Here is a 23,264-nt window from a genome sequence, read left to right as displayed (position 1 = left end):
CGCTTAACCTTCCAGTTCTATCTTGGCCAGGCACTCACGCAAGATCGGGCCGTACTCTGTCTTGCCGGGGCAGACGAAGGTACAGAGCGCCAGATCTTCCTCATCCAGCTCCAGGCAGCCGAGCGACTGTGCGCTGTCGGTGTCGCCGGAGACCAGATCCCGCAGCAGCAGGGTCGGCAGGATGTCGAGCGGCATCACGCGCTCATAGTTGCCGATAGGCACCATGGAGCGATCACTACCGTTGGTGGTGGTAGTGAAGTTGATGAGTTTGCCCTTCATCAGATGAGAGAGGGTGGTACGGGTGATGGAGAACTTGTCGGCGCTGGGATTGACCCAACCCAGGAACTCTTTCTCACGGCCTTCGCCCAGCACGCTCACCTGATTGTGGTAACGACCCAGGTAGTCATGGACCCCTTCGGCCTTGGCACCACTCAGGATGGAACCGGAGATGACACGGTTTTCATCCGCGCGCAGCTCGTTGTTGGTCAGCTGGCTGATGCAGGCGCCCATGCGGGTGCGCAGCAGGCGTGGCTTGACCACGTTCGGACCGGCCAGGGCGATCACCTTGTCGGTGAAGATCTGACCCGTGGTGAACAGCTTGCCGTAGGCGATCACATCCTGATAGTTGATGTGCCACTGCACCTTCTTGCTGCCGACCGGATCCAGGAAGTGGATATGGGTGCCAGGCAGACCGGCGGGATGCGGGCCAACAAACACGGCTTCCTTGACTTGCGCCAGGTTGGAGTGCGGCAGACTGCCTTCACCCTTGCAGACGTGGACGCTGCCATCGGTCAGGCGGCTCAGCACGCTCAGGCCATCGAGGAAGGCCTGGGCCTGTTCCTTGATGATGAGCTCGGCATTGGCAGCCAGCGGGTTGGAGTCCATCGCGGTGACGAAGATGGCACGCGGGGCAGAGCCCACTGCCGGCACCTTGCTGAATGGACGGGTACGCAATGCGGTCCACTGGCCTGATACGACCAGGATCTCCTGCACCTTGCTGCGCTCGAGCTGTGCAAGCTCGGCAGACGCAAAGTGTTCAAAGGTCACCTGCTCGTCAGAGCCATCGATGTCGATGACGACAGATTGCAGAACACGCTTGGCACCACGGTTGATCTCAGAAACCACACCGGTGGCAGGGGCCGTGAATTTAACGCCGGGATTCTTCTTATCTTCGAAGAGCTCCTGACCTTTAATGACGCGATCACCTACTTTGACGAACATAGTAGGACGCATCCCCACGAACTCTTCGCCGAGTGTAGCAACACGGGTGATGGCCGGGCCATCGTAGATTACTTGCTCCGGAGCACCCAGCACGGGGATGTCCAGTCCTCTTTTAATTGTAATCATACTCACTTGCACTACCGTTAAGGGAAGACAGGTTGGTTAGCGCCGAGAAATACATCACGACGAGTTGTTGAATGAGCCCGTCAATATCGCGGCAAATTGTCGATAAAACAAACAAATCAGCAACATACAGGTTCATTCAAAAGCGACTGAGTTTACCACCTTAGACAAGTCAGTCGCCACGCCAAATGGGGAAAATCCCCGCGCTATCACAAAATTAACCTCTAATGAATAATTCCCTGCCGCCCCCGCAACCCGTGGTTTTAAAGGATTTTTTGTTTTACTACCCAGTTAGGGGTAATTTTACGTATCCCAAAGGTTGATTAGAAAAAGTAATCCTCACTCGCGGGCGATGCGCTCGGGGCCGGGGGCTAGCGCCACGAGCGAGTTGTGATGATTTTGTTAATTAATCGACAGTTGAGTAATGAAAAGGTCAACGACTCAGGCAAAGGGGGACTTGCTGACACAGCCCGGGGTTTTGGGGGCCTGCTCCCGCAATTGCCACTCCGCCTCGGTATAGGTATGCAGCGCCAGCGCATGGATGGCATGGGCCAACTCGTCCGCCAGCACGGCATTGACCTGACGATGACGCCCCAGCAGGCGCTGCCCCTCGAACGCCTGGCTCACCACTATCACCTTGAAGTGGCTCTCGGAGCCCGGCTCCACCCTGTGCATGTAGCTCTCATTGATCACCTCAAGGTGACTGGGGGACAAGGCTGCGGCCAGTTTGGCCTCGATCTGTTGTTGCATGCTCACGACAAAGACTCCCAAGATGGATGTCTGGCCATTGTAGCCAGGGTTGTGCCCCCGATGCATCAGGCCGGCGGGAAATAGGGCCGCCACCGCGCGTCGCACCGGGCTGGTGAAATTCTCCGCCCCCGCTAGAATAGCGCCACTTCACACGCCTGCCGGGCAGCACTCTGCGGGCAGTTGTCATCTATATGCATCATCTTGGACGCTTTCTTATGCAAACCCTTCTCGACACGGCCCATTGTCGCCTGACCCTGTATCGTTACCCGCGGCAGAGCCAGGATCCCCTGCAGGCCTGGGATGCGGCGGACGAGTACCTGATCAACCAGCTCGCCGAGACCCCCCTCGCGGCGGACGGCCCCGTCATCATCATGAACGACGGCTTCGGCGCCCTGACCGCCTACCTGCATGGCCATGCCCCGGTCTGTGTGAGCGACTCCTATATCAGCGAGAAGGCCACCCTGGCCAATCTGAGCGAAAACGAGCTGGATCCCGCGCAGGTCACCCTGCAGGATGCGCTGGCGCCACTGCCCGCGGCCCCCGCGCTGGTGGTGATCAAGGTCTCCAAGTACCAGGCCTTGCTGGAGCAACAGTTGCTGGCCCTGCGCCAGGTGGTGACCCCGGCCACCCGTATCCTGGCCGCGGGCAAGGCGAAAGACATCCACAGCTCGACCCTCAAGCTGTTTGAAAGATACCTGGGGCCGACCCAGACCTCCCTGGCCTGGAAGAAGGCGCGCCTGATCCACTGCACGGTCGATGACACGCCGGCCGCCGAGCGCCCGACCCTGGCCGACCCCTTCCCGACCACTTGGCCGCTGGAGGGCAGCAACCTGCTGATCCACAACCATGCCAACGTGTTTTCGCGCACCAGCCTGGATATCGGCGCCCGCTTCATGCTGGATAATTTGCCTGTGCACAGTGCACGCAAGGTGATCGATCTGGGTTGCGGCAACGGGGTACTGGGGCTGGCGCTGCTGGCGCGGGATGCCGAGGTGGAGGTGACCTTCATCGACGAATCCTATATGGCGGTCGCCTCGGCGCGGCTGAACGTCGAGCACAATCTGCCGGATGCCCTGCCCCGCGCCCACTTCATGGTCAACAACTGTCTCGACGGCGTCGCGGTCGGCACGGCGGATCGGATCCTCTGCAACCCCCCCTTCCATCAGTTGCAGGCGATCACCGATCATATCGCCTGGCAGATGTTCAGCGACGCGCACCGGGTATTGCCTCAGGGGGGGGAACTCTGGATAGTTGGCAACCGTCATCTGGACTATCACAACAAACTCAAGCGCCTGTTTGCCAACGCACAAGTCGTTGCATCGAACAGCAAATTCGTTATTTTGAAAGCCATCAAACGCTAAAGGAAACCCATGATGAAAAAGTCACTCTTGCTGCTGGCCGCCCTGATGCTGGGTGGCTGCGCCACTCACTGGCCGGAGACCGCGCTGCTCAACCCGCAGGTCATCCCCTCCAATCAGCAGTATTACGCGGGCAACCGGATCACCATGGAAGGGGTGGACAAGCGCGAGGCCGCCTATGTCTTCTCCATCAAGAAGAAAGAGAAGGCCGCCGTGCTGGTCAACAGCGAGCAGCCGCTCAACAACCTGCTGGCCGAAAAACTGGCCGAGGGGCTGCGCAGCCAGGGCCTGGAAGTGGGCAACAGCGGCACCACCAACCTGACCCTGGCCATCTCCACCGCCGCGGTCAATGTGGAAGAGAAGACCTTCACCTATGTCACCAAGTCCAAGGTCAGTCTGCAGGTGATCGCCGACTTCCAGGGCAGCAAGCTGACCAAACAGTTCAACATGTCTTCCAGCAAGGAAGAGCCGGGTGAACCGAGCATGGCCGAGCTGGAGTCCATCCTGAACCAGCAGCTTGGCAGTTTATTGCAGCAGATCATGGCAGACGAGGCGCTGCGCGGTTATCTCAAGGGCCAGCCGACGAGCTGAGCGAGGATAGTTAGATGAAAAAACTCTGGTTACTGGCCATGCTGATCGCCCCGCTGGCGTTCGCAGGCCCCAAGGTCAGGATGGAGACCAACCACGGCAATATCGTGATCGAGCTGGCCTCCAAGCAGGCGCCGCAGACGGTGAAGAACTTCCTGCGCTACGTGGCGGACGGCAGCTATGACGGCAGCCTGTTCCACCGCGTGATCCAGAACTTCGTGGTGCAGGGCGGCGGTTACAACCAGCAGTTCCAGCAACTGCCGACCTTCGAGCCCGTGGTCAACGAGTCCAAGGGCGGCCTGCCCAACAAGCGTGGCAGCATCGCCATGGCACGCACCCAGGCGGTGGACAGCGCCACCCGCCAGTTCTATTTCAACCTGACCGACAACGATAACCTCAACGCCAATGCCGGCGCCGGTTATACCGTGTTCGGCCAGGTCGTCGAAGGCATGGAGGTGCTGGACAAGCTGGCCCAGGTGCAGACGGGCTACAGCTCGATCCTGCGCGCCAACGACGTGCCGACCAGCCCCATCATCCTGAAAAAGGTGGTGTTGCTGGCCGAGAGCAGCACCGACAAGAAAGCGAGCAAGTAACCCCGGCTCATCCCTGTCGCCATGCAGTGACAGAGATTGCCGTCCGGCTGAAGGCCCACCCCGCTTGGGGTGGGCCTTTTGTCTGCCGCCTGTCGGGCTTGCCTTGGCTATCCCTCCCGAACCTGACAAAATGACCCCCTTTTCCCAGAGGAGTCAGGCATTTGAACACTGTTCGCCCCCCGAGCCGCACAACAAGCTGGCGCGACTCTCTCGTCGTCTATCTGGAGAGGCGGGTTCTCACCCTGTTTGCCATGGGCTTCTCCTCCGGCCTGCCATTGTTGCTGGTGTTTGGCACCCTCTCCTTCTGGCTGCGTGAGGCCGATGTCAGCCTGACCGACATCGGTTACATGAGCTGGGTCGCGCTGGCCTACGGCTTTAAATGGATGTGGTCACCGCTGGTCGACCGGCTGCCGCTGCCGCTGCTCTCCCGATTGCTGGGGCGGCGGCGCAGCTGGATGCTGCTCTCCCAACTGCTGATCGCCCTCTCCCTGGTGGGCATGGCCTACTGCGATCCCAAGACCCAGCTCGCCCAGCTCGCCCTGTTTGCCCTGCTGGTGGCGTTTTGCTCCGCCACCCAGGACATCGTCATCGATGCCTATCGTATCGAGTCGGCCCCTGAGCGGTTGCAGGCGGCCATGGCGGCCTCCTACATGACGGGGTATCGGCTGGCGATGATCATGGCGGGAGCCGGCGCGCTGGCGCTGGCGGCCTGGCTCGGCAGCAACAGCGGCTACGACTACCGCGGCTGGCAGCTCACCTACCTGCTGATGGCGGGAATGATGTCCCTTGGCATCATCACCACCCTGCTCAGTCATGAGCCCGATATCGATGTGAAGCGTCAGGATGAACAGCAGGCGATGCGCAAGACGCTGCTACTCGGCCAGGGCTGGCCGCGTCCGTTGGCGGGGCTGGGGGCCTGGATCTACGAGGCTATCTGGTGCCCCTTCGCCGATTTCTTCCGCCGTTACGGCGGCTCCGCCCTGCTGATCCTCGGGCTCATCGCCTGTTATCGCATCTCGGATGTAGTGATGGGGGTGATGTCCAACAGCTTCTACGTGGATCTGCAGTTCAGCAAGACGGAGGTGGCCACCATCACCAAGGTGTATGGCGTCATCATGACGCTGGTGGGCGCCGCGCTGGGGGGCGTGCTGGTGATGCGCTTCGGTACCCTGCGCATCCTGTTTCTAGGCGCCGTGCTCACCGCCAGCACCAACCTGCTGTTTGCGCTGCTCAATCAGGTCGGCCACAACCTGGAGCTGCTGACCCTGATCATCTCGCTGGACAACCTCAGCGCCGGGATAGCCACGGCGGCCTTCGTGACCTACCTGTCGAGCCTGACCAATGTCGCCTTCTCGGCGACCCAGTATGCGCTGTTCAGCTCCATCATGTTGCTGCTGCCCAAGCTGCTCGCCGGTTTCTCCGGCCACTTCGTCGAGCTGTTTGGCTACAGCAGCTTCTTCATCGGCACCAGCCTGCTCGGCATCCCGGTGATGGTGCTGATCATTATGGTAGCCAAACGAAACAAACATTTGTCATCGAAAGCGAACAAATAGCAAGCGTTTGCGCCAATGAGGGGGTGATTAGATTCACAATTCCTGACAAAGTTCCCTGGCTCTTGTTTATCCGCTGAATTTATTTGGCTAGAATCCCTCCCGCTCCTTGTGGGCAGGCTACGGAAAACCTCAACTAAATACACAAGAGACCAATAAAATGGCCAAATTTACCAAGACTCTGATCGCTGCCGGTCTGCTGGCTGCCTCCGCCACCCCGGCTTTTGCTGCCGATTACAGCGGTGACATCCATAAGAACGACTACAAGTGGTTCCAGTTCAACGTAATGCACACCATCGATCAGATGCCCTACAGCGAATCTGAAGGTGGTTACAACGATACCTACTTCGAAATGGAGTTTGGTGGCCGCTCTGGTATCTTCGATCTGTACGGTTATGTCGACGTGTTCGACATCTTCCAGAACAACAGCGACGACAAGCACAACCAAGACAACCTGTTCATCAAGTTTGCACCGCGTATCTCCATCGACGGCATGACCGGCAAAGATCTCTCCTTCGGCCCGGTGCAAGAACTGTACATCGCCAACCTGATCAACGTGGGTGGTCCGGATGGTCTGTTTGAAGCCATGACCGGTCTGGGTGCTGACGTACAGGTGCCTTGGTTCGGCAAGGTTGGCATGAACCTGTATGCCCGTCACGTCAACGAAGGCAGCGGCGAGCAGGGCTGGAACGGCTATCAGTTCTCCATGAACTGGTTCAAGCCTTTCTACACCTTCTCCAACGGCAGCTTCATCGCGTATCAGGGTTACCTGGATCACCTGTTTGATGCCAAGGACACCTCCACCGACGGTACCGCCATGTTCAACGGCCTGTACTGGCACTCCGACCGCTACGCCGTCGGTTACGGCCTGAAGTACTTCAACGACATCTATGGCATCCAGAACGGCTCCTACGGCCTGAAGACCACTGGTTTCGGTCACTACTTCTCCGTTACCTACAAGTTCTAATCGAACTCGTATCGCGGACACAAAAAACCGGAGCAGCTGCTCCGGTTTTTTTATGGCTCGACCATCGACGGTCTTGCCATCGAACAGGGGGGAGGGCCGAACCCTCCCCGCCTGCGATCAATCGCGGAAATTCTGGAACTGCATCGGCTGACCCAGCTCGGCCCCGCGTACCAGTGCCATGGCCTCCTGCAGATCATCACGCTTCTTGCCGGTGACACGCACCTCGTCACCCTGGATGGCGACCTGCACCTTGATCTTGGAATCCTTGATCAGCTTCACCAGCTTCTTGGCGATCTCCTTCTCGATCCCCTGCTTGAACTTGACGTTCAGGTGGAAGCGTTTGCCGGAGTGGACGCTGTCACCCACGTCGATGGAATTGCCTTCGATGTTGCGCTTGAGCAGGGCTCCGCGCAGGATCTCGACCATCTGCTTGAGCTGGAAATCGGCATCGGCCTCCAGCTTGACTTCTTCTTTGTTCAATTCGAAGCTGGCTTCAACACCACGAAAATCGAAACGGGTCGCCAGTTCACGATTGGCGTTATCGACGGCGTTCAACACCTCGTTCATTTTGACTTCAGAGACAATATCGAATGACGGCATGTCAGGGCTCCTCAAGTTGCGCTTATAGGGGGGCAAATCTACCAGAAAACCGGCAAATTTGCTGATTTCGATGGGGCTGCTCTGCTAGAATCCCCTGCGCACAGGAATGGCGAGACCCGTTAGTGTCCGCCATGCGACATCTTCACTTATCCCCGGCAGGTGGTTGTTCGGAACGCAGCCCCTACCTTGATTGAGCCTCTCCATGCCAAGCGGATTACGCGATTTAAACCTTAAAAACAGCCGACAGCCCTCCTCCCCTCAATGGTCACTGCTGGGCTGTGGTGCCCTGGGTGGCGTGTTCGCATCCCTGTTGACCCTGAGCGGCCAATCGACCCGCGTCTTGCTGCGCGATCGGCACCGCTCGACCCTGCACCCCGGCATCGATTTCACCTCGCTGGAAGGCCATACCCAGTTGATCGCCATCGAGCGGGGCTTCGTCAGCCAGCCCGGCCAGATCAAGCGGCTGCTGGTGATGACCAAGGCCGGTCAGGTGGTGTCGGCCCTGACCCCGCTGGTGGGCAAGCTGGCGGCAGGCATCCCCATCATCTTGCTGCACAATGGCATGGGCATCGCCGAGCAGGTGGTACAGCTGTTCCCGCACAACCCGGTGATCGCTGGCGTCACCAGCCACGGCGCCATGCAGAACGGTCACTTCGTGTTCCGCCATACCGGCAAGGGCGAGACCTGGTTAGGCCCGGTCAACGAGGCCGCCAAGGCCCACGCCGGCCTGGCGGACGAGCTCGCCGCCGCCCTCGGCCAGGCCGGTTGGGATGAGCATATCCTGGCCCGCCAGTGGCAGAAGCTCGCCATCAACTGCGCCATCAATCCGCTGACCGCACTGTATAGACTCAAGAATGGCGATCTGACCGGCCCCCGCTTCGCCGACGCCCTGCAGCAGATCTGCGTGGAAGTGGCGGACGTGATGCAGGCCGAAGGCCAGCCGACCAGTGCCGAAGAACTATTGCGCCGCGCCATGATGGTGGTGGAGCTCACCGCCGACAATTACTCTTCCATGTATCAGGACATGGAACTGGGTCGCGAGACCGAGATCGAGGCCATCACCGGCTTCCTGCTGGCCTGCGCCGCCAGACACGGCATCGCGGTGCCGGTCAATCAGGGCCTCTATCAGGCCATCAAAGAGAAGAGCTGAGCCCGGCTGGATAGCCGGCAGAAGGAGTAATAGATGAGCGTACTGGTATTGGTAGCCCCGGGTTCGGAAGAGATCGAGACCGTCGCCATCGTCGACACCCTGGTGCGGGCCCGCATCGAGGTGTTGCTCGCCTCCTGCTGCCCGGCGGGTCTGCGCCAGATCCGCGCCTCCCGCGGGGTGCAACTGGTCGCCGACTGCCATATCGACGAGCTGGCCAGCCGTGACTTCGAGGCCATGGTCGTGCCGGGCGGCCTGCCCGGCAGCGAGGCGATCCGCGATACGCCGCTCGCTATCGACCTGCTCAGGGAGCAGGCGGCGCTCGGCCGCTGGCGGGCGGCCATTTGTGCCGCCCCCGTGGTGGTGCTGCAACATCACCATCTGCTGGGGGACGCCAGCGTCACCTGTCACCCGGCTTTTCAAGCAAGCCTGCCCGCCGGCCAGCTCAGCACGGCGCGGGTCGTGCGGGATGATGCCCATCGTCTCATCACCAGCCAGGGACCCGGCACCGCCATCGAGTTTGCCCTCGAGATAGTCCGAGTGCTACGCGGCGACGAGGCCGCCCACGCAGTCGCCGGCCCTATGCTGATGCCCCCCTCTGTCATGCCATGACCTGTGATGCCCTCCCGCCAATAACAGAACCTCGGCGCGGGTGGCCACAGCAACCCCGGTCGTTCCGAAGGACTAGGTATTGATATTTATAAGATCGAAGTTTTTCATCGTCGATGAACTACCCCTGAATATATTCTCATCGGTATAATTTCGATAGAGTACATTTATAGTATTCATATAAAAGCAACACACCAATGTGTAAGCCACTAAGGTTAAAAGAATACGCAAGTCAAAGTAAGCAATGTGTTTCATCCAACCAATTATTTTAATTAGTAATTAAAATTACTATTTTCATAGTACTTGTATGGTCTGACACGATCGGTTTTTAACTCCACATCTCCATTAGGATAATGCATCTCTTGCTTCAATGTCCCATCCAACTTAGAACCAGATATTTTATAGTAAACTACATATTTTTCATCTATCTTTGGAGAGAAGATGATTTCCCCTGCATTTACATTATCTCGCACAAAAAGGGCGTTATTTAACTCTCCTTTTTCTACTGGTTCCAAAAAGAGAACATTATCGTTTGTGTTACTTCTAACACTCAACCTGGGATAATACTCTGGCTCAATAGTTAAGTCACTATCACCTGAGGTGCTAATATCTACACTTACTCCTTGTCCAGTTATTTTAAAAGAAGATAAATGTTTTAACTCATCAAAAAATTTCAAATAGGGGACTGCACTATCGGGAGATACGCGCATTATTATTCGTTTCAAAGACCACTCGCAGGATGTTCCACCATCAAGAGGTATGTTTACATTATATTTACCAGTACTCTTGTCGAAATTAATTTCAATGGGGTATGTTTTCCAGCCATCTGCATTATAAAATGTCGCGTCCGACATCATTTTTCTCTTGGTACATCTGCTTGATGTATATTGAGGGTATATTTTTGGTTGAGTATTATATGGCATGACACCATGAACTTTAACCCACATGTTTTTTTCAGGCGGTGATACGAAATTTTCAGCAACACTCGCACAAGCACTGGATACCATACCCAAAATAAAAATTACAACTCTGTTCATCATATATATCCTTCTATTTCAACGCTAGCCTTGTATTAATTTCCCAGTACCGTATCAAACCATTTTCCACTATGCGATGGCGTGATGAAACTTGTAATGTATCACTTAGGTAACCATCTATTCTCAACAACCTATTCTCTCTATTCTGCAAGGATACAGGAATATTATTACTATAAGATTTCATCGAAATAAGATAATCTAACTGCTGTTGATCATAAGCATCATAACTTACTTCACCAAGGATCTTATCCAATAAACCAGTTAGTCTCTTATTGATATAGCCAGCATATTCAAGACTGCTATGTTCGGACAATCCAACCCCACCTTTATAGTCAGGGTTGCCTCCAACCGGAAATAATTTATCAATTTCCTCCTGACTATGTGCTGCAGCGTTGGTTTCCGATGAGGATAGAGTCGGAATAAGATAAAGCTTCGTCTGTGATGGTAAACGACGACGAATATATCGATCTCGATTGTTTTCGCTAATTTTTTGACTATACCACGTATTAGTCTGGTAAAAATGAGCTAATTTACCGTGATGAAAGTACCCATCGTCACTATCAAATGGATTCATCATTTGCACCAAAGAAAATGTATACCCTAATGGTTCAAATATACCATACCCAAAATTATCAAGATTTTTATCTGCGGGTACAGATGTCACCGTATCATTTTCATTAACATGACGATAATGAGTAAACTTTATATTCTCTATAGCTTTTTTTGTAAAAGTTCTTGGCATGCCATAAGTATAAAGACAGGGATCTTGATGCTGCAATACTGTTGAGTGGATAATTGCCAATGCGCCACCAAGGCTATGACCACAAATGAATACTTTTCTAGAGTCAGCAAGCTCCTTTATTTTTTCAAAGGCATCATTTAAATCAGAGTCAACAGTATCATTAACTGCATTAAATGCATTGTAAAATCCCTCATGAATTTTCCCATTAGAAAGTATATCCGTGCAAGATACTTGGCAATCGAACCTATGAGGCTTAAAGTTAGCATCAGTTAACCAGTCTCTGATGGATGCGGTTCCTCGCCAACTTATCAATAACTCATCTACTCGTTCAACATAGAAAAATTGGGTATCTGGTGTTGATACATTTGATGCTGAATTTTCTGTATTGATGAATGCGGGGATCATGTAACGCTCCCTGAAAGGGACGTCCTTCACTATAGGATTTGCACTGAGATCGTTCAACCGATGAGGTAGTTTGGATAGGTCTTGCATTTGGTTAATGAAAAAATGTTTGATAGAGCCTATCTTCGAACCAATGCCAATGTTTGTCGCCTTCATAGCAGACTCATTACTATCCAAATAGGCATAGGCTAATACTGACATAAGCGCTAGATTATAAGCATTGATCAAATCATAATCAGGCTTATGAGTCAGGTCTAATACCCAGGCCCGAAAAGGGCATACTTCCAATGTGATTTTTTGTTTCTTATTATCCTTTCCCTTAAAGCTAATAAAATAACCTTTTAATCCTAGGTGATACGATGGAAAGTGATACGTTGGTGGTTCTTTATCTGCCCAGCCAACAATATTTGGCACTTTAGATACTAGCTCACCCATTTTAAGGTAGGCGTAGTCACGCCCCTCTGATAGGGATTGTTTTCTCACAGAGGAATCTTTCCAATTCCTTGATAGTCTTAGTATCCGCTCAGGTTCCTGTAAAACTTCAGCCAGCTTTTCAGCTTCTAACGTCAAATTAGCAATACCAGGTTTTAACCCTTTCTCTATAATTTCACCGTTGTCACTAGTCACGCCTGAACGAATCATATCTGAAACACGAAAGGTATAAGGAACACCAGCAACAGGATTGCTTTGTTCATCAACTAATACTATATCGTAATCGTAATTGAGCTTATTACAATCTGTGCAGGTTTGTTTTTTAACATATGTCATACAGTCACCTGCTGATGCATACTCTGTAACCACTCAGTCACTTGATAAAATTCTGTCTGTTGAGACCCCCCCCCTTTCTGTGCTAGATCAGCCAACCAAATTTCTAATTGTCTCATTAGATCGCCTCCCTGTTGGTATGCGGCCTCAGCAAGATCTGCATGCTCCTCCCAGAGTAATATTTCAAAATTGCTCGCCTGCACCTTGATACCAAACTCTGAGCTATACCACGCATCGCTAAATTCTCTAGGCAATGACCAAGGAAATCTATCATTAGCAGACGCTAATTCAACCATCCTATAATAAATATCTGAGTTAAATAATTTTACCATTGTAACTGTTGCTAACAAGCCATGCCATAGCTCAGCGCGTTGGAGTGCGAGCCATATACCAAGAACCCGTGGGTCCTGAAAACGCACCACCTTTAGATCATTTTCAATCAAGATACGTAAATATTGTCGCCAATGAATACATTGCTCAAACCAGCAAAATGGACTAGCGTAAGCCCACCCCCATGGGATACCTTCATGCTCATGTAACCACTGAATAATGGAATTACTCTTTTCTGGTTTGACCTTCATAAGCCAGGGGCTCGCTTTTAACATACTTTCCATTGGAGTTTGAATATAAAGTGGAATTGATTCTGAAGCCAACTCCAACTCGGACCAAGAGCTTATTGCATCAGGGCTTACAACAGGATCCAACACAAAGTAGATGCTCTGCTCAACTGAAGGTGTGAGAAAAACATTCCAATCATCAACGACAGACAATGTCATATAGCCCCCTTATTCACACTCATTAATGGCCATTGCTGCATCTTGACTCGCCAACAAAGGACATGTCTCCCCCCCCTTAAATAGTGGTGGCGGTACATAAGCAGGGGCTGTTACTTCACCCGGCTGGATCGGCATCTGCCCAGCCCAGCCGGAACCGGATCCCGGGCTGCCGCCAGAGTTCATCTTGATGGAGCCGCCGCTGAGGGTGACGCCGCTGGGGTCAATCTTGACGAAGCTGCCGCCCACTTTGAGCGTCAGCTCGGATCCCGCCTCCATCACGATTTTCATGCCCGCCTTGTGATGCGCCTCACTGCCCACCTCCACCAGCAGGGACTGGCCCAGCTTCTGATGCATAGACGCATCCACGGTCAGCGAATAGTCGGCCTTGACCTGGTCCCGCTTCTCGCCATTCACGGTGAGATGGTCATTGGCCTTGATGCGGGTCACCCGCTCATTGTCAATGTCGGTGTGCTGGTCGTGCTTGATGTGCCAGGCCGCATCGTTCTCAATCAGCACGTTCAGGTCTTTCTGACCGTGAAGGTAAATCTCTTCCTGCCCCGCCTGGTCTTCGAAGCGCAGCTCGTTGAACCCCTCCCCCTGGTGAGTCTCGGTGCGCAGCACGGTGCGGGTCTTGTGCGCCGGCAACTCGTAGGGCGGCCGGTTGGTGGCGTGGAAGGTCCGGCCTGTGACTATGGGCTGGTCCGGGTCCCCTTCCAGGAAGGAGACAATCACCTCGTGGCCGATGCGCGGGATGGCCAGCATGCCGTATTGGCCACCGGCCCAGCCCTGGCTCACCCGCACCCAGCAGGAGCTCTGGTCGTTACTGGAACCGTAACGGTCCCAGGGGAACTGCAGCTTCACCCGGCCATGCTCGTCGCAGTAAATCTCCTCCCCCTCCGGCCCCACCACGGTGGCGATTTGCGGGCCGTCCACCATCGGCTTGTGAGGCGCCTCTGGGCTGCCGATGCGGGCGCGCCAGCTGGTACTCGCCTTCACCACCGCAAATTCGTTGTGGTAGACGGTCGGGCCGCTGCCGCCCTCTTCCTCCAGCGCCTGGGGCTGTAATCCGGTGTGGCTGATGCGCACCACTTGCCAATCGGTGTTCAAGCCGCCGTTCGGGTGTTCGGTCAGCGAAAACGTCTGGCCCGGCAGCAGGGCCGCGCAGTTGGACTTGCCGCTGCCGGTCACCGCGTCATTGCGCAGCGCATCCAGCCGGTGCTGAGCAAAGGCCTTGCCGCTCGGGTCCAGCTTGTAGCGGCCCGGGTAGTCGAAGTGCTGGTAGCTGCCCCGCTGGTGCTCAAGCTCGGCCCCCAGCTTCTTGTGGGACAAGCCATAGGCCGGGGTCTTGAAGCTGTAGTCTTTCAGCTCCACGTCCGAGGGGCGCACCGCCTCCCGGTAGTGGAACTGGCGCACGTAGGGCCCCTGCTCCAGCGAACGGTTGCCCAGATTGAAGAACAGCTCGGGGCCGGCGGTCAGGGCCGCCGCATCGTCGGCAAAGACGATGCGGTGCTTGCCCTGCTCGAACTCGTGGAAGTAGAACAACCCCTCTTCGGCGGCCAGCCGGTTGACGAACGCGAGGTCCGTCTCCCGGTACTGCACGCAGTACTCCCGCTGAGCGTGCTCGTTTTTCAGCGCGAAGGCGTAGTCGGTGATGCCGTGCTCTTGCAGCAAGATGCTGAGGATTTCGTCAGGCTTCTGCGCCTGGAACATGCGGGAGTTCTGGCGCAAGGAGAGTCGCCACAGCGCCGGCTGCACCATGAGCTGATAGCGGGTGCGGCGAAAGCCGCTGTCCCCCTGCGCCAGGTCGCTCACCACCCCGCACACCCGCCGTTGCAGCTCGCCCAGGTACCACACCAGCAGCTCGCAGGGCTGGTCCAGCACGGCGCCAAAGTCGATGTCAGGCTGGGGGCTGGCCAATTCCAATCGCAACTGGAACGGCCCGTTCAGCGCCTCTTCCAGTGCAAACTCGGCCACCACGAAGGTGCTCTCGGGCAAGGCCCCCACCTTGACGGTAAATTGTAATCCTGTGCTGTCTGCCATGAAGGGTTCCTTATCCTGCCTGTCCACTGCCCGAGCCAATCACCACGCCGCCGCAACCGATGGCGGTACCGGTCACCGCGATGGGCTTGCCGTTCACCAGCACTGAGCCGACGCCGCCCGAGATGCTGCGCGGATGGGGAGGATTGTTGGGTTTGTCGTGGGGTGCCAGCGGGTCGCCCTGACGGGCCACCGGCTTGCCGTCGAGGAAGACATTCGGGCTCGCGGCAATCACCGAAGAGGGGTGAAACCCCTCGTGGTCGGTGCCGATGTCACCGAGCAATGCAATAGTGGGACACATCACGACTGACCTCTGTTGTGCTTTGCAATAAGACCGATGCCAGCGGTCATATGGCAAAATACAAAAGCTCCAGCCAAATCCCTGAGACAGGCTGGAGAAAGCTTGCACAGGCCTGGCCATCGCTGACACTGCGACAACCAGGACCAGAAATGCACTACAAGGAAGAACCTGCTACAAAATCTAGGATCAAGCCTCGATCGGGGCGCGCCAGTCATCGGCACCCGAGGTACCGGCAACGGTGTGTTCCCAGTCGATCTTGCGGTAGGCCAGGGAGACCTGGATCAGCTGGGTGAAGTCAGACTTCGCCGGATCCTGGCAGTGGGGCATCTGGCAGTCGATGTCGACGATGGTGGCATCGGTCAGCACGGTAGAGAAGAAGTGCTCCTGCTTGCCTTCGACCGAGGTGCGATACCACTTCAGGGTCACTTTCGGCAACATCTCACCGGAGGCCAGGGAGTTGTACATCAGCGGCACGGCCTTGTTCAGCGCGACGGTGAATTTGAACGGCTTGTGGACACGCTGACCAGCCGGCTGACCGGATTGCGGATCGGTCGGCACGGTAACGACGTGCTGGAACTCTTGCACCAGCATCTCGTCTTCATGGCCCTGCACGAAGATGTTGCCGACGGAGTCGGAGGTGAAGGCACCGGCGGTGATGTTGCCCTGGGTTTTACCTTCGATGCTGATATAACATGGAGTTGGCATGAGTATGCTCCTGATTGGTTGAACGGTAATGACACTCGACCGAACCATTAGCAGCGACCATGCCACTCCATTTAATTCAAATATTTCAACATGTTATAGAAAAAGCACTTCAAGCGCCCAGCCTCGCGGCGCAACAAGTTGTGGTTTTCCATTCTTTAAACCACCACCCGTTGCCTGACCAGTGCAATATCTCGCACATCGCGCAATCAGTTGCGCCATGCAGACTAAATCACTACCGCTCATCCACATTGGCGACCGAGGCCAGCTCGACATTCAGCCTGACGACCCCCTGCTTGAGCGCCCAGGAAATCGCCTGACACTTGCTGCTTGCCCCCAGCTTGGCGACCACATTGTTCAGATGGAATGTCACAGTGCGCGGGGTAATGCCGAGTATCTGCGCGATGTCACTGCTCTGTTTGCCCTCGGCCGCCCAGCGGCACACCTCCAGCTCACGCAGGCTCAGGGCATCATGGGGAGACAAGCCCACCAGACACACCCGCGCCACGGCTTCGAAGATATGCATGGAGAGCCAGGTCAGCGCCGGCACGGCGGCCAGCCACTGCTGCTCGGTACGGGGTTCACGGGTGATCAGGGAGAGCAGGCCGACATGGCCGTTTGCACCATGCCAGGGGAAGGTGATGCCGTCGCGTAGCCCTGCCTCCTGTGCCAGCCTCATGACCGCCAGGCTCTGCTCATCACAGGCCCCTTCCTCCATGAGATCCGCCCACAGGATGGGGGTGCTCTGCACCATGCCGCGTAGCACGACCGGATCTATCGCAAAAAAATTTGCCTTGGTATAGGCCTCCACCCAGGCAGGCGGGCAGCCGTTGAAGATGGTGACATCCGGTCGCTGTATGGTATTGGGAAAAATAAGGGCCAGCCGGAAATGATCAAACCCCATTTGTACCGTCAATTGGCGCAACAGCGCCACTATGGTGCGTTCATCGCCGGCTTGATCGAACCGGGAGATGAAATCTAATGCGTCAGATGTATCCATGTCATGATGCTGCTTTCAAACGGTAGCCATATTGTTCAGCATGAACCCCAATGGGTGCTGAATCACATGTTAATAACGCGAAACATGTGCGCTACAAAAACGAAAAAACCAGGTGCTTGAGTCACTTGGATTGTAGGGATAGGTGGAGGGCACCACCGGCAATCAGATCTGACAGATTCTATAAAAATTCAGAAAAATTAATTTTTACAATATATTGTATGGATGTTTATGTTTAATTCACACCAAATGAACTTAAAAACCACGGAAACATCACTACATTAAACCTGCATCACCCTATCCATGGTCCCCCGAGCGGTGCAATCACCCTCGCTGAAGGAGGGCCACGTAGCTTGGCAGGGTCTGTCTGGCCTAGAGTCAGACAAATAATGAAGCAAGGCGCCCGGGTGGGCGCCTTGCTTCATCATCACTCGGCGCAGCGAGTTCATCGCGCCCCTCATGGTCGTGTCAGGCGGGGCACTCCCCCCTCGCCAGACGGCGGTTGATATCGGCAATCACCGGCTCGATATCGGCCAGGGTGGCTATCACATAGTGGGCGCCCGCCTGCCGCAGCTTGGCCTCGGCCGGGGTGCGCCGCGCAGCGATCTCGTCGTCGCTCATGGCCGAAAACTCCTCCCAGGTGGCGCCAAATTCGTTGCCGGAGACCGCCAGCCCCACGGTCCACATGCCGGCGTTCAGCCCCTCGGCAATGCCGGGCACCGCATCGTCCACCTTGATGGCGCGATGCACGGCATCGATCCCCAGTTCAATCACGTTGGCCAGCGCCATCCAGGGGCCGGGGCGACCGCCGGCCTTGAGATCGTCGGTGGCCACCCAGTGATCCGGGCGATAACCGTGCTCAGCCGCCGCCGGCACCAGGGCCTCCATCACCGGGCGGGGATAGCCGGAGCAGGAGCCGATGCGCAGCCCCTGTTCGCGCAGGCGCGCCAGCACCGGCAAGACGCCGGGGATGGGGGCGGCAAAGTGGGCCACGGCGGCGATCTGCAGCGGCATGAAGGTGTGGTAGAGGTGATCCACCTCCTCCCGACTCATGGGATGGCCGAAGCGGGCCTGCCAGCGGGCATCCACCGAGGGCAGGCGACCCAGAGTGGCGATGTGATCCCACTTGCCAAGGCCCATGGGCTGGCGCGCCTCGTCCAGGGTGACGGGGAAGTCGTAGGCCCGGGCGAAGGCCTCCACGAAGATGGAGGTCGGCGCGAAGGAGCCGAAATCGACCACTGTGCCGGCCCAGTCGAGGATCAGCGCTTGTACATCAGACTCTGGTTTAACAGACAGTTGTTTGGCAGACATGGGGGTTTTCCTGTTCCAGTGAGGCTTCGACCTGGCCGAGCGCCAGATCGAGAATGACGATGGCGTGCGCGAGTTCGGCACGACTGACCGTGAGTGGAGGAGAGAGTTGGATGACATTGCCCTGGGATACCTTGAAACTCAGGCCGAGTGCCAAACAGCGGTAGAGCACCTGCTCCGCCGCCTGGCTGGCCCGGGTCCGGCTCTGGTGATCTTCCACCAGATCCAGCGCCCACAGCAGGCCGGTTCCCCGTACCTGGCCGATCAGCGGATGGCGGTCGATCAGTGCCGTCAACTCTCGCTCCATAAAGAGCGCATCCTCCCGCACCTTGGCCAGCAGCCCCTCCTCCCGGATCACCGCTATGGTGGCAAGCGCCGCCGCGCAGCCGATGGGGCTCTTCTCGTGGGTGTAGTGGCCGAGGGAGATGGCGGCCGCCTGATTGAAGCGATCCCGGGTGATGAGGGCGGCAAACGGCACCACGCCGCCCCCCAAGCCCTTGCCGAGGCAGATGATGTCGGGCTCGATGCCGAACTGCTCGAAGCTGAACCAGTGGCCGGTGCGACCGAGGGCGTTGGGGATCTCGTCGACGATCAGCAGCACCTTGTGGCGATCGCAGATCTCGCGGATCCGCTGCCAGTAGGCCCGCGACGGCACCTGCACGTCGGTGTTGCGGATGGGCTCGGCGATGAAGGCGCCAATGCCCCCCTCCTTCTCGATCACGTATTCGAGGTAGTCGGCGTAGTGCAGATCCTCCCCCTCGCCGCGATACCAGACGCCGCGATAGCGAGTGGGGGGCGGAATCCGCTCGACCCCGGCCATCAGCGGTCCCATCCCCGCCCGGAAACAGGCCTCGCCGCCGACCGAGATGGCGTCGAGGGAGGCGCCGTGAAAGGCATCCCACAGCGACACCACCTTGCTGTTGCCGGTGATGAAGCGGGCGAGCTTGAGGGCTATCCCCACCACCTCGCTGCCACCTGGGGCGAACAGCACCCGGTTGAGATCCCCCGGCGCCAGCTCCGCCAGGGTGCGGGCGCACTCGATGGCGACCGGGTGGGTGTAGCGGCGCGGGGCAAAGGGCAGATCCGCCAGCTGCTGCTGCACCCGGGCCACCACACTAGGGTGACCGTGACCGAGCTGATGGACGCTGTTGCCATGAAAATCGAGGTACTGCTTGCCGGAGACGCTGGTCAGCACTGTCCCCTGCGCCCCCGCCAGCAGATCAAGACAGGGGGTGGAGAGCGCCTGATGCAGAAAATAGCGGCCATCCTCGGCCAGCCCTTCCCGTACCGGCTCGCTTTGCGCCGCCCACCAGCGCTGACGCGCCTCCCCCAGGTTGATGTCCCCTTCGGTATCGGCGAGGCCGCCGCCGGGCAGGCTGGCATGGCTGCTCATAGCGCGCCCTCCTGCCAGTAGCAGGCTGCGGCCATGACGGCCAGCAGTTCGCGCACCCGGGCCGGGCTCACATCGCCGATGTTGCCGATGCGGAAACAGTCCGCCTGGGAGACCTTGCCCGGGTAGATGACGAAGCCCTGGCCCTTGAGGCGCTGATAAAAATCGGCGAAGCGGTAGTCGGGATGGGTCGGCGAATGGAAGGCGGTGATGATGGGGGATTGCCAGGGCGCGGGCAGCAGGGGCTCAAATCCCAGGGCCGCCATGCCGGCGACCAGGGTGCGCTGGTTCTCCTGATAGCGCCGATGACGGGCGGCGATCCCCCCCTCCTGCTCCAGCTCCCGCAACGCCTGAGCGAAGGCCAGCACGGTGTGGGTCGGCGAGGTGAAGCGCCACTTGCCCCCCTGCTGCTCCATGGTCTGCCACTGGGCGTGCAGATCGAGGGAGACGGAGCGGGCCCGTCCGGCGCAGGCCGCCAGCGCGGCGCGGCGGGCGATGACGAAGCCAAAGCCCGGCACCCCCTGGATGCACTTGTTGGCGGAGCTGATGAGAAACTCGATGCCGAGGCGGCCCAGATCGATGGGGATGCCGCCAAAGCTGCTCATGGCATCGACGATGAGGCGAATGCCACGGCGCCGACACAGCGCCGCCACCTCCTCCAGCGGGTTGAGCATGCCGGTGGTGGTCTCGCAGTGCACCATGGCCAGGTGGGTGATCTCCGGGTGCCGGCCGAGCAGAGACTCGATGGCCGCGACCTCGGGCCGGGCCGTCTCCCCGCAGTCGAGCTCGAGGTGACGCAGGCCGAGGCAGCGCGCCATCTCTACCATGCGGGCGCCGTAGGCGCCGTTATTGACGATCAGCAGGCCATCATCGGCCCCCAGCGCCGAGCCCAGCACGCTCTCCACCACATAGCTGCCACTGCCCTGCAGCAGCACGGCGCCGTAGTCGGCCGCCTGTTCCGGGGTGGTCGCCAGTCGCACCAGCTCGCGGCGGATGGGCTCCACCACCCCCAGGTTGTAGTCCGGATCCCAGGTGCAGCTGTCTTGCAGCATGGCGGCGCGCACCGTGGGGGTCGTCGAGAGGGGGCCCGGGGTCAACAGCAGGTAATCGACGGCAGCGGGGGCTGCAGGAATGTGGGTCATGGCTTGCTCCATTTGGTATATACCAGATTGAGCATATTCTGGATAACTCCCCCTCCCAGGTCAAAGGGGTGCCCTATCGTGCAACAAAAAATTCATTTTCGGCGCCCTCATCGCGATAATCTAGTCATCCCGAGCGGAGTGACCAGAACTGGTCTCTACCAAGCACTTTGACACCGACAAGGATCACCATGAGCAAACCGCAGTACCTGCAGATCAAGGATGCCCTCGCCACCCAGATCCAGGCAGGAGGCTTGCAGGCCAACGACAAGCTCCCCTCCGAACGGCTGCTGGGGGAACTCTATGGCACCACCCGGGTCACCATTCGCGAGGCCCTGGTGCAACTGGAGGCCAACGGCCTCATCTATCGGGAGGATCGGCGGGGCTGGTTCGTCACCCCGCCGCGCTTTCGCCTCAACCCAAGACGCACCTCCAACTTCCACCAGATAGTGCGTGAGCAGGGCGGTGAGCCACGCACCGAGCTGCTGGAGAAGAGCCGCCAGGCGGTGCCGCCGGCCCTGCTGAGCCGGCTCCAGCTCAGGCCCTTTGACAGCCTCTTCCTGCTCAAGCGGCTGCGTTATGCCAACGGGCGCGCCATCTGTTACTGCGAGAACCACTGCCTGCCGGAGCGGGTGCCCGGCCTGCTCGAGCTGGACTTGGCCGGCAGCCTGACCGAGCTCTACCAGGCGCACTACGGCCTGCACTACGCCCGTATGCAGGTGCGCTTCTTCCCCACCGCCCTGCCCGACGAGGTGGCCAAAGCGCTGGGCGCCACCGCCGGCCTGCCCGCCCTGCGCCTGGAGCGACTCAACTTCGATCAGCACGGGCGGGTGCTCGACTTCGATCTGGAATACTGGCGCCACGACAGCCTGGAGATCGAGGTCGACACCCAGGATTGAGCTCATCAAAACGTCACACGGCCGTCACCTGAGCGTCATAAAGATTGCCTAGCCTCTGCTTCGACCAATCTGGTTTATACCAACTTTGATGGAGAAGAGGATGAAACAGGGAACCCCCTTGCTGGCGAGCGCGCTGCTGGCCGCCATGACAGCCCCGGTGATGGCCGCGACCGATCTCACCGTCTACACCGCCTTCGAGCCGGAGCAGCTCGGTGAGCTGAAGACCGCCTTCGAGCGCCAGCACCCCGACATCAACATCAAGTGGGTACGGGACTCCACCGGCGTGGTCACGGCCCGGCTGCTGGCCGAGAAGGCCCAGCCCAAGGCCGACGTGGTCTGGGGCCTGGCGGCCACCAGTCTGATGCAGCTCGATCAGCAGCAGATGCTGGCGGGTTACGCCCCCAAGGGGCTGGACAAACTCGACAGCCGCTTCCGCGATCCCAGGGCCGAGCCGCACTGGATTGGGCTGGATGCCTTCTTCAGCGCCATCTGCTTCAACAAGGTCGAGGCCGAGAAGCAGGGGATCCCGGCCCCCCGGAGCTGGGCCGATCTGACCAAGCCCATCTACAAGGGCAAGGTGATCATGCCCAACCCCAGCTCCTCCGGCACCGGCTTCCTGAGCGTGGCGGGCTGGCTGCAGACCATGGGTGAGCAGCAGGGCTGGCAGTTCATGAGCGGCTTGCACCAGAACATCGATCGCTATACCCATTCCGGCTCGGCCCCCTGCAAGCTGGCGGCCAGCGGCGAGACGGTGGTCGGCATCTCGTTCGACTTCCCGGCCACCAGCCTCAAGAGCAAGGGTGCCCCCATCGAGGTGCTGTTCCCGAGCGAAGGCTCCGGCTGGGACATGGAGGCCGCGGCCATCATCAAGGGCACCACCAGGCTGGAAGCCGCCAGACAGCTGCTCGACTTCGCCGCCACCGAGCAGGCCAACAGCCTCTACAATCAGTCCTTCGCCGTGGTGGCCATCCCGCAGGTGGCCAAGCCCAGGGCCGGCTACCCGGCCGACATCAACGGCCAGATGATCAAGAATGACTTCGCCTGGGCTGCCCGGGAGCGCAACGCCATCCTGACCCAGTGGACCGCCAGCTTCGACGGCAAGTCGGAGGCCAAACAGTAAGGGCGAGGCATCCCCTCGCTGTGACCCCACACACAAGGCCGGCCTCAACCGGCCTTGTTCTTTGCTAGCCCCCCTGAGCGGGAGTCACCCGCCATCACCGCCCTGTCATCTTTCCGTCATCCCTCGGTCACACTTAAAACTCA

The 23,264-nt window shown here is 57.9% G+C and carries 22 protein-coding genes; 9 read left to right on the top strand and 13 right to left on the bottom strand.

What is annotated here, in order from left to right; genetic code table 11:
- Positions 1-3: 3 nt before the first annotated feature.
- The gene (locus AACW18_RS09595; protein WP_218388506.1) at positions 4-1,347 is read right to left on the bottom strand and encodes a Na(+)-translocating NADH-quinone reductase subunit A; all 1,344 of its coding nucleotides are present in this window, start codon (positions 1,345-1,347) and stop codon (positions 4-6) included.
- A gap of 438 nt (positions 1,348-1,785) precedes the next feature.
- Positions 1,786-2,094, bottom strand: a complete 309-nt coding sequence (locus AACW18_RS09590; RefSeq protein WP_042654102.1) for a BolA family protein — start codon at positions 2,092-2,094, stop codon at positions 1,786-1,788.
- Positions 2,095-2,309: 215 nt separating this feature from the next.
- On the opposite strand from AACW18_RS09590, the gene AACW18_RS09585 reads away from it, so the two are divergent.
- The 5 genes from AACW18_RS09585 (at position 2,310) to AACW18_RS09565 (ending at position 7,150) form a co-directional block, all read left to right on the top strand.
- Positions 2,310-3,455, top strand: a complete 1,146-nt coding sequence (locus AACW18_RS09585) for a methyltransferase (protein WP_218388505.1) — start codon at positions 2,310-2,312, stop codon at positions 3,453-3,455.
- Positions 3,456-3,467: 12 nt separating this feature from the next.
- A complete protein-coding gene (locus tag AACW18_RS09580; protein WP_218289821.1) occupies positions 3,468-4,043 on the top strand; it encodes a YajG family lipoprotein in 576 nt (191 codons plus the stop codon).
- A 14-nt stretch (positions 4,044-4,057) separates the two neighbouring features.
- The gene (locus tag AACW18_RS09575) at positions 4,058-4,633 is read left to right on the top strand and encodes a peptidylprolyl isomerase (protein ID WP_218289820.1); all 576 of its coding nucleotides are present in this window, start codon (positions 4,058-4,060) and stop codon (positions 4,631-4,633) included.
- Between the two features lie 161 nt (positions 4,634-4,794).
- Positions 4,795-6,186 (top strand): AmpG family muropeptide MFS transporter, encoded by a 1,392-nt coding sequence (locus AACW18_RS09570; RefSeq protein WP_218289819.1) that lies wholly within the window; start codon positions 4,795-4,797, stop codon positions 6,184-6,186.
- Between the two features lie 157 nt (positions 6,187-6,343).
- On the top strand, positions 6,344-7,150 hold the full coding sequence (locus tag AACW18_RS09565) for a nucleoside-specific channel-forming Tsx family protein (RefSeq protein ID WP_033132094.1): 807 nt from the start codon (positions 6,344-6,346) through the stop codon (positions 7,148-7,150).
- A gap of 117 nt (positions 7,151-7,267) precedes the next feature.
- Here AACW18_RS09565 and AACW18_RS09560 read toward each other — a convergent pair whose 3' ends face one another.
- Positions 7,268-7,750, bottom strand: a complete 483-nt coding sequence (locus AACW18_RS09560) for a YajQ family cyclic di-GMP-binding protein (protein ID WP_033132093.1) — start codon at positions 7,748-7,750, stop codon at positions 7,268-7,270.
- A 202-nt stretch (positions 7,751-7,952) separates the two neighbouring features.
- Here AACW18_RS09560 and AACW18_RS09555 point away from each other — a divergent pair, with 202 nt between their 5' ends.
- Together AACW18_RS09555 and AACW18_RS09550 are read left to right on the top strand one after the other, a co-directional pair.
- Positions 7,953-8,900, top strand: a complete 948-nt coding sequence (locus tag AACW18_RS09555; protein WP_218388504.1) for a ketopantoate reductase family protein — start codon at positions 7,953-7,955, stop codon at positions 8,898-8,900.
- A gap of 33 nt (positions 8,901-8,933) precedes the next feature.
- Entirely contained in the window at positions 8,934-9,509 is a 576-nt protein-coding gene (locus AACW18_RS09550; RefSeq protein ID WP_218388503.1) for a DJ-1 family glyoxalase III, read from the top strand.
- 269 nt (positions 9,510-9,778) lie between these two features.
- On the opposite strand, the gene AACW18_RS09545 is transcribed toward AACW18_RS09550, so the two are convergent.
- The 10 genes from AACW18_RS09545 to phnW all read right to left on the bottom strand — a co-directional run bounded on the left by AACW18_RS09545 (position 9,779) and on the right by phnW (position 21,105).
- Positions 9,779-10,543 carry a hypothetical protein gene (locus AACW18_RS09545; protein ID WP_218388502.1) on the bottom strand — a complete coding sequence of 255 codons (765 nt, stop codon included), beginning with the start codon at positions 10,541-10,543 and terminating at the stop codon, positions 9,779-9,781.
- A 13-nt stretch (positions 10,544-10,556) separates the two neighbouring features.
- Complete coding sequence (locus AACW18_RS09540; protein ID WP_218388501.1) at positions 10,557-12,455, bottom strand: lipase family protein; 1,899 nt, start codon at positions 12,453-12,455, stop codon at positions 10,557-10,559.
- The gene (locus AACW18_RS09535; RefSeq protein ID WP_218388500.1) at positions 12,452-13,228 is read right to left on the bottom strand and encodes a DUF4123 domain-containing protein; all 777 of its coding nucleotides are present in this window, start codon (positions 13,226-13,228) and stop codon (positions 12,452-12,454) included. Before AACW18_RS09535 ends, AACW18_RS09540 begins: the two co-directional genes overlap by 4 nt.
- Before the next feature lie 9 nt (positions 13,229-13,237).
- The gene (locus AACW18_RS09530) at positions 13,238-15,268 is read right to left on the bottom strand and encodes a type VI secretion system Vgr family protein (protein WP_218388499.1); all 2,031 of its coding nucleotides are present in this window, start codon (positions 15,266-15,268) and stop codon (positions 13,238-13,240) included.
- A gap of 10 nt (positions 15,269-15,278) precedes the next feature.
- A complete protein-coding gene (locus tag AACW18_RS09525; RefSeq protein ID WP_218388498.1) occupies positions 15,279-15,566 on the bottom strand; it encodes a type VI secretion system PAAR protein in 288 nt (95 codons plus the stop codon).
- A 186-nt stretch (positions 15,567-15,752) separates the two neighbouring features.
- Positions 15,753-16,271 carry a type VI secretion system effector Hcp1 gene (gene hcp1 / locus AACW18_RS09520; RefSeq protein ID WP_010634822.1) on the bottom strand — a complete coding sequence of 173 codons (519 nt, stop codon included), beginning with the start codon at positions 16,269-16,271 and terminating at the stop codon, positions 15,753-15,755.
- Positions 16,272-16,503: 232 nt separating this feature from the next.
- Positions 16,504-17,268, bottom strand: coding sequence for a LuxR family transcriptional regulator (locus AACW18_RS09515; protein WP_042654113.1), 765 nt, complete (start codon positions 17,266-17,268; stop codon positions 16,504-16,506).
- Between the two features lie 465 nt (positions 17,269-17,733).
- Positions 17,734-18,576 (bottom strand): phosphonoacetaldehyde hydrolase, encoded by an 843-nt coding sequence (gene phnX / locus AACW18_RS09510; RefSeq protein ID WP_218388497.1) that lies wholly within the window; start codon positions 18,574-18,576, stop codon positions 17,734-17,736.
- Positions 18,551-19,966: an aspartate aminotransferase family protein gene (locus AACW18_RS09505; protein WP_218388496.1), complete on the bottom strand. Its 1,416-nt coding sequence runs from the start codon at positions 19,964-19,966 to the stop codon at positions 18,551-18,553. Before AACW18_RS09505 ends, phnX begins: the two co-directional genes overlap by 26 nt.
- Complete coding sequence (gene phnW, locus AACW18_RS09500; protein ID WP_218388495.1) at positions 19,963-21,105, bottom strand: 2-aminoethylphosphonate--pyruvate transaminase; 1,143 nt, start codon at positions 21,103-21,105, stop codon at positions 19,963-19,965. Before phnW ends, AACW18_RS09505 begins: the two co-directional genes overlap by 4 nt.
- Positions 21,106-21,293: 188 nt before the next feature.
- Between phnW and phnR the strand changes: the two genes are divergently transcribed.
- Positions 21,294-22,001, top strand: coding sequence for a phosphonate utilization transcriptional regulator PhnR (phnR, locus tag AACW18_RS09495; protein ID WP_218388494.1), 708 nt, complete (start codon positions 21,294-21,296; stop codon positions 21,999-22,001).
- A 100-nt stretch (positions 22,002-22,101) separates the two neighbouring features.
- Positions 22,102-23,121 (top strand): putative 2-aminoethylphosphonate ABC transporter substrate-binding protein, encoded by a 1,020-nt coding sequence (locus AACW18_RS09490; RefSeq protein ID WP_218388493.1) that lies wholly within the window; start codon positions 22,102-22,104, stop codon positions 23,119-23,121.
- Positions 23,122-23,264 lie beyond the last annotated feature (143 nt).

The sequence above is a fragment of the Aeromonas sp. sia0103 genome (assembly GCF_963895295.1).
In the GTDB taxonomy this organism is placed as follows: domain Bacteria; phylum Pseudomonadota; class Gammaproteobacteria; order Enterobacterales; family Aeromonadaceae; genus Aeromonas; species Aeromonas encheleia.
Note: the sequence above shows the minus strand (reverse complement) of the source record. Positions and strands in the feature narration are given on the sequence as shown.

Excerpts from the sequence above, each read along its gene's own strand:
- AACW18_RS09595 (WP_218388506.1), bottom strand. The coding sequence starts at position 1,347 with ATGATTACAATTAAAAGAGGACTGGACATCCCCGTGCTGGGTGCTCCG.
- AACW18_RS09590 (WP_042654102.1), bottom strand. The coding sequence starts at position 2,094 with ATGCAACAACAGATCGAGGCCAAACTGGCCGCAGCCTTGTCCCCCAGT.
- AACW18_RS09585 (WP_218388505.1), top strand. The coding sequence starts at position 2,310 with ATGCAAACCCTTCTCGACACGGCCCATTGTCGCCTGACCCTGTATCGT.
- AACW18_RS09580 (WP_218289821.1), top strand. The coding sequence starts at position 3,468 with ATGAAAAAGTCACTCTTGCTGCTGGCCGCCCTGATGCTGGGTGGCTGC.
- AACW18_RS09575 (WP_218289820.1), top strand. The coding sequence starts at position 4,058 with ATGAAAAAACTCTGGTTACTGGCCATGCTGATCGCCCCGCTGGCGTTC.
- AACW18_RS09565 (WP_033132094.1), top strand. The coding sequence starts at position 6,344 with ATGGCCAAATTTACCAAGACTCTGATCGCTGCCGGTCTGCTGGCTGCC.
- AACW18_RS09560 (WP_033132093.1), bottom strand. The coding sequence starts at position 7,750 with ATGCCGTCATTCGATATTGTCTCTGAAGTCAAAATGAACGAGGTGTTG.
- AACW18_RS09555 (WP_218388504.1), top strand. The coding sequence starts at position 7,953 with ATGCCAAGCGGATTACGCGATTTAAACCTTAAAAACAGCCGACAGCCC.
- AACW18_RS09550 (WP_218388503.1), top strand. The coding sequence starts at position 8,934 with ATGAGCGTACTGGTATTGGTAGCCCCGGGTTCGGAAGAGATCGAGACC.
- AACW18_RS09545 (WP_218388502.1), bottom strand. The coding sequence starts at position 10,543 with ATGAACAGAGTTGTAATTTTTATTTTGGGTATGGTATCCAGTGCTTGT.
- AACW18_RS09540 (WP_218388501.1), bottom strand. The coding sequence starts at position 12,455 with ATGACATATGTTAAAAAACAAACCTGCACAGATTGTAATAAGCTCAAT.
- AACW18_RS09535 (WP_218388500.1), bottom strand. The coding sequence starts at position 13,228 with ATGACATTGTCTGTCGTTGATGATTGGAATGTTTTTCTCACACCTTCA.
- AACW18_RS09530 (WP_218388499.1), bottom strand. The coding sequence starts at position 15,268 with ATGGCAGACAGCACAGGATTACAATTTACCGTCAAGGTGGGGGCCTTG.
- AACW18_RS09525 (WP_218388498.1), bottom strand. The coding sequence starts at position 15,566 with ATGTGTCCCACTATTGCATTGCTCGGTGACATCGGCACCGACCACGAG.
- hcp1 (WP_010634822.1), bottom strand. The coding sequence starts at position 16,271 with ATGCCAACTCCATGTTATATCAGCATCGAAGGTAAAACCCAGGGCAAC.
- AACW18_RS09515 (WP_042654113.1), bottom strand. The coding sequence starts at position 17,268 with ATGGATACATCTGACGCATTAGATTTCATCTCCCGGTTCGATCAAGCC.
- phnX (WP_218388497.1), bottom strand. The coding sequence starts at position 18,576 with ATGTCTGCCAAACAACTGTCTGTTAAACCAGAGTCTGATGTACAAGCG.
- AACW18_RS09505 (WP_218388496.1), bottom strand. The coding sequence starts at position 19,966 with ATGAGCAGCCATGCCAGCCTGCCCGGCGGCGGCCTCGCCGATACCGAA.
- phnW (WP_218388495.1), bottom strand. The coding sequence starts at position 21,105 with ATGACCCACATTCCTGCAGCCCCCGCTGCCGTCGATTACCTGCTGTTG.
- phnR (WP_218388494.1), top strand. The coding sequence starts at position 21,294 with ATGAGCAAACCGCAGTACCTGCAGATCAAGGATGCCCTCGCCACCCAG.
- AACW18_RS09490 (WP_218388493.1), top strand. The coding sequence starts at position 22,102 with ATGAAACAGGGAACCCCCTTGCTGGCGAGCGCGCTGCTGGCCGCCATG.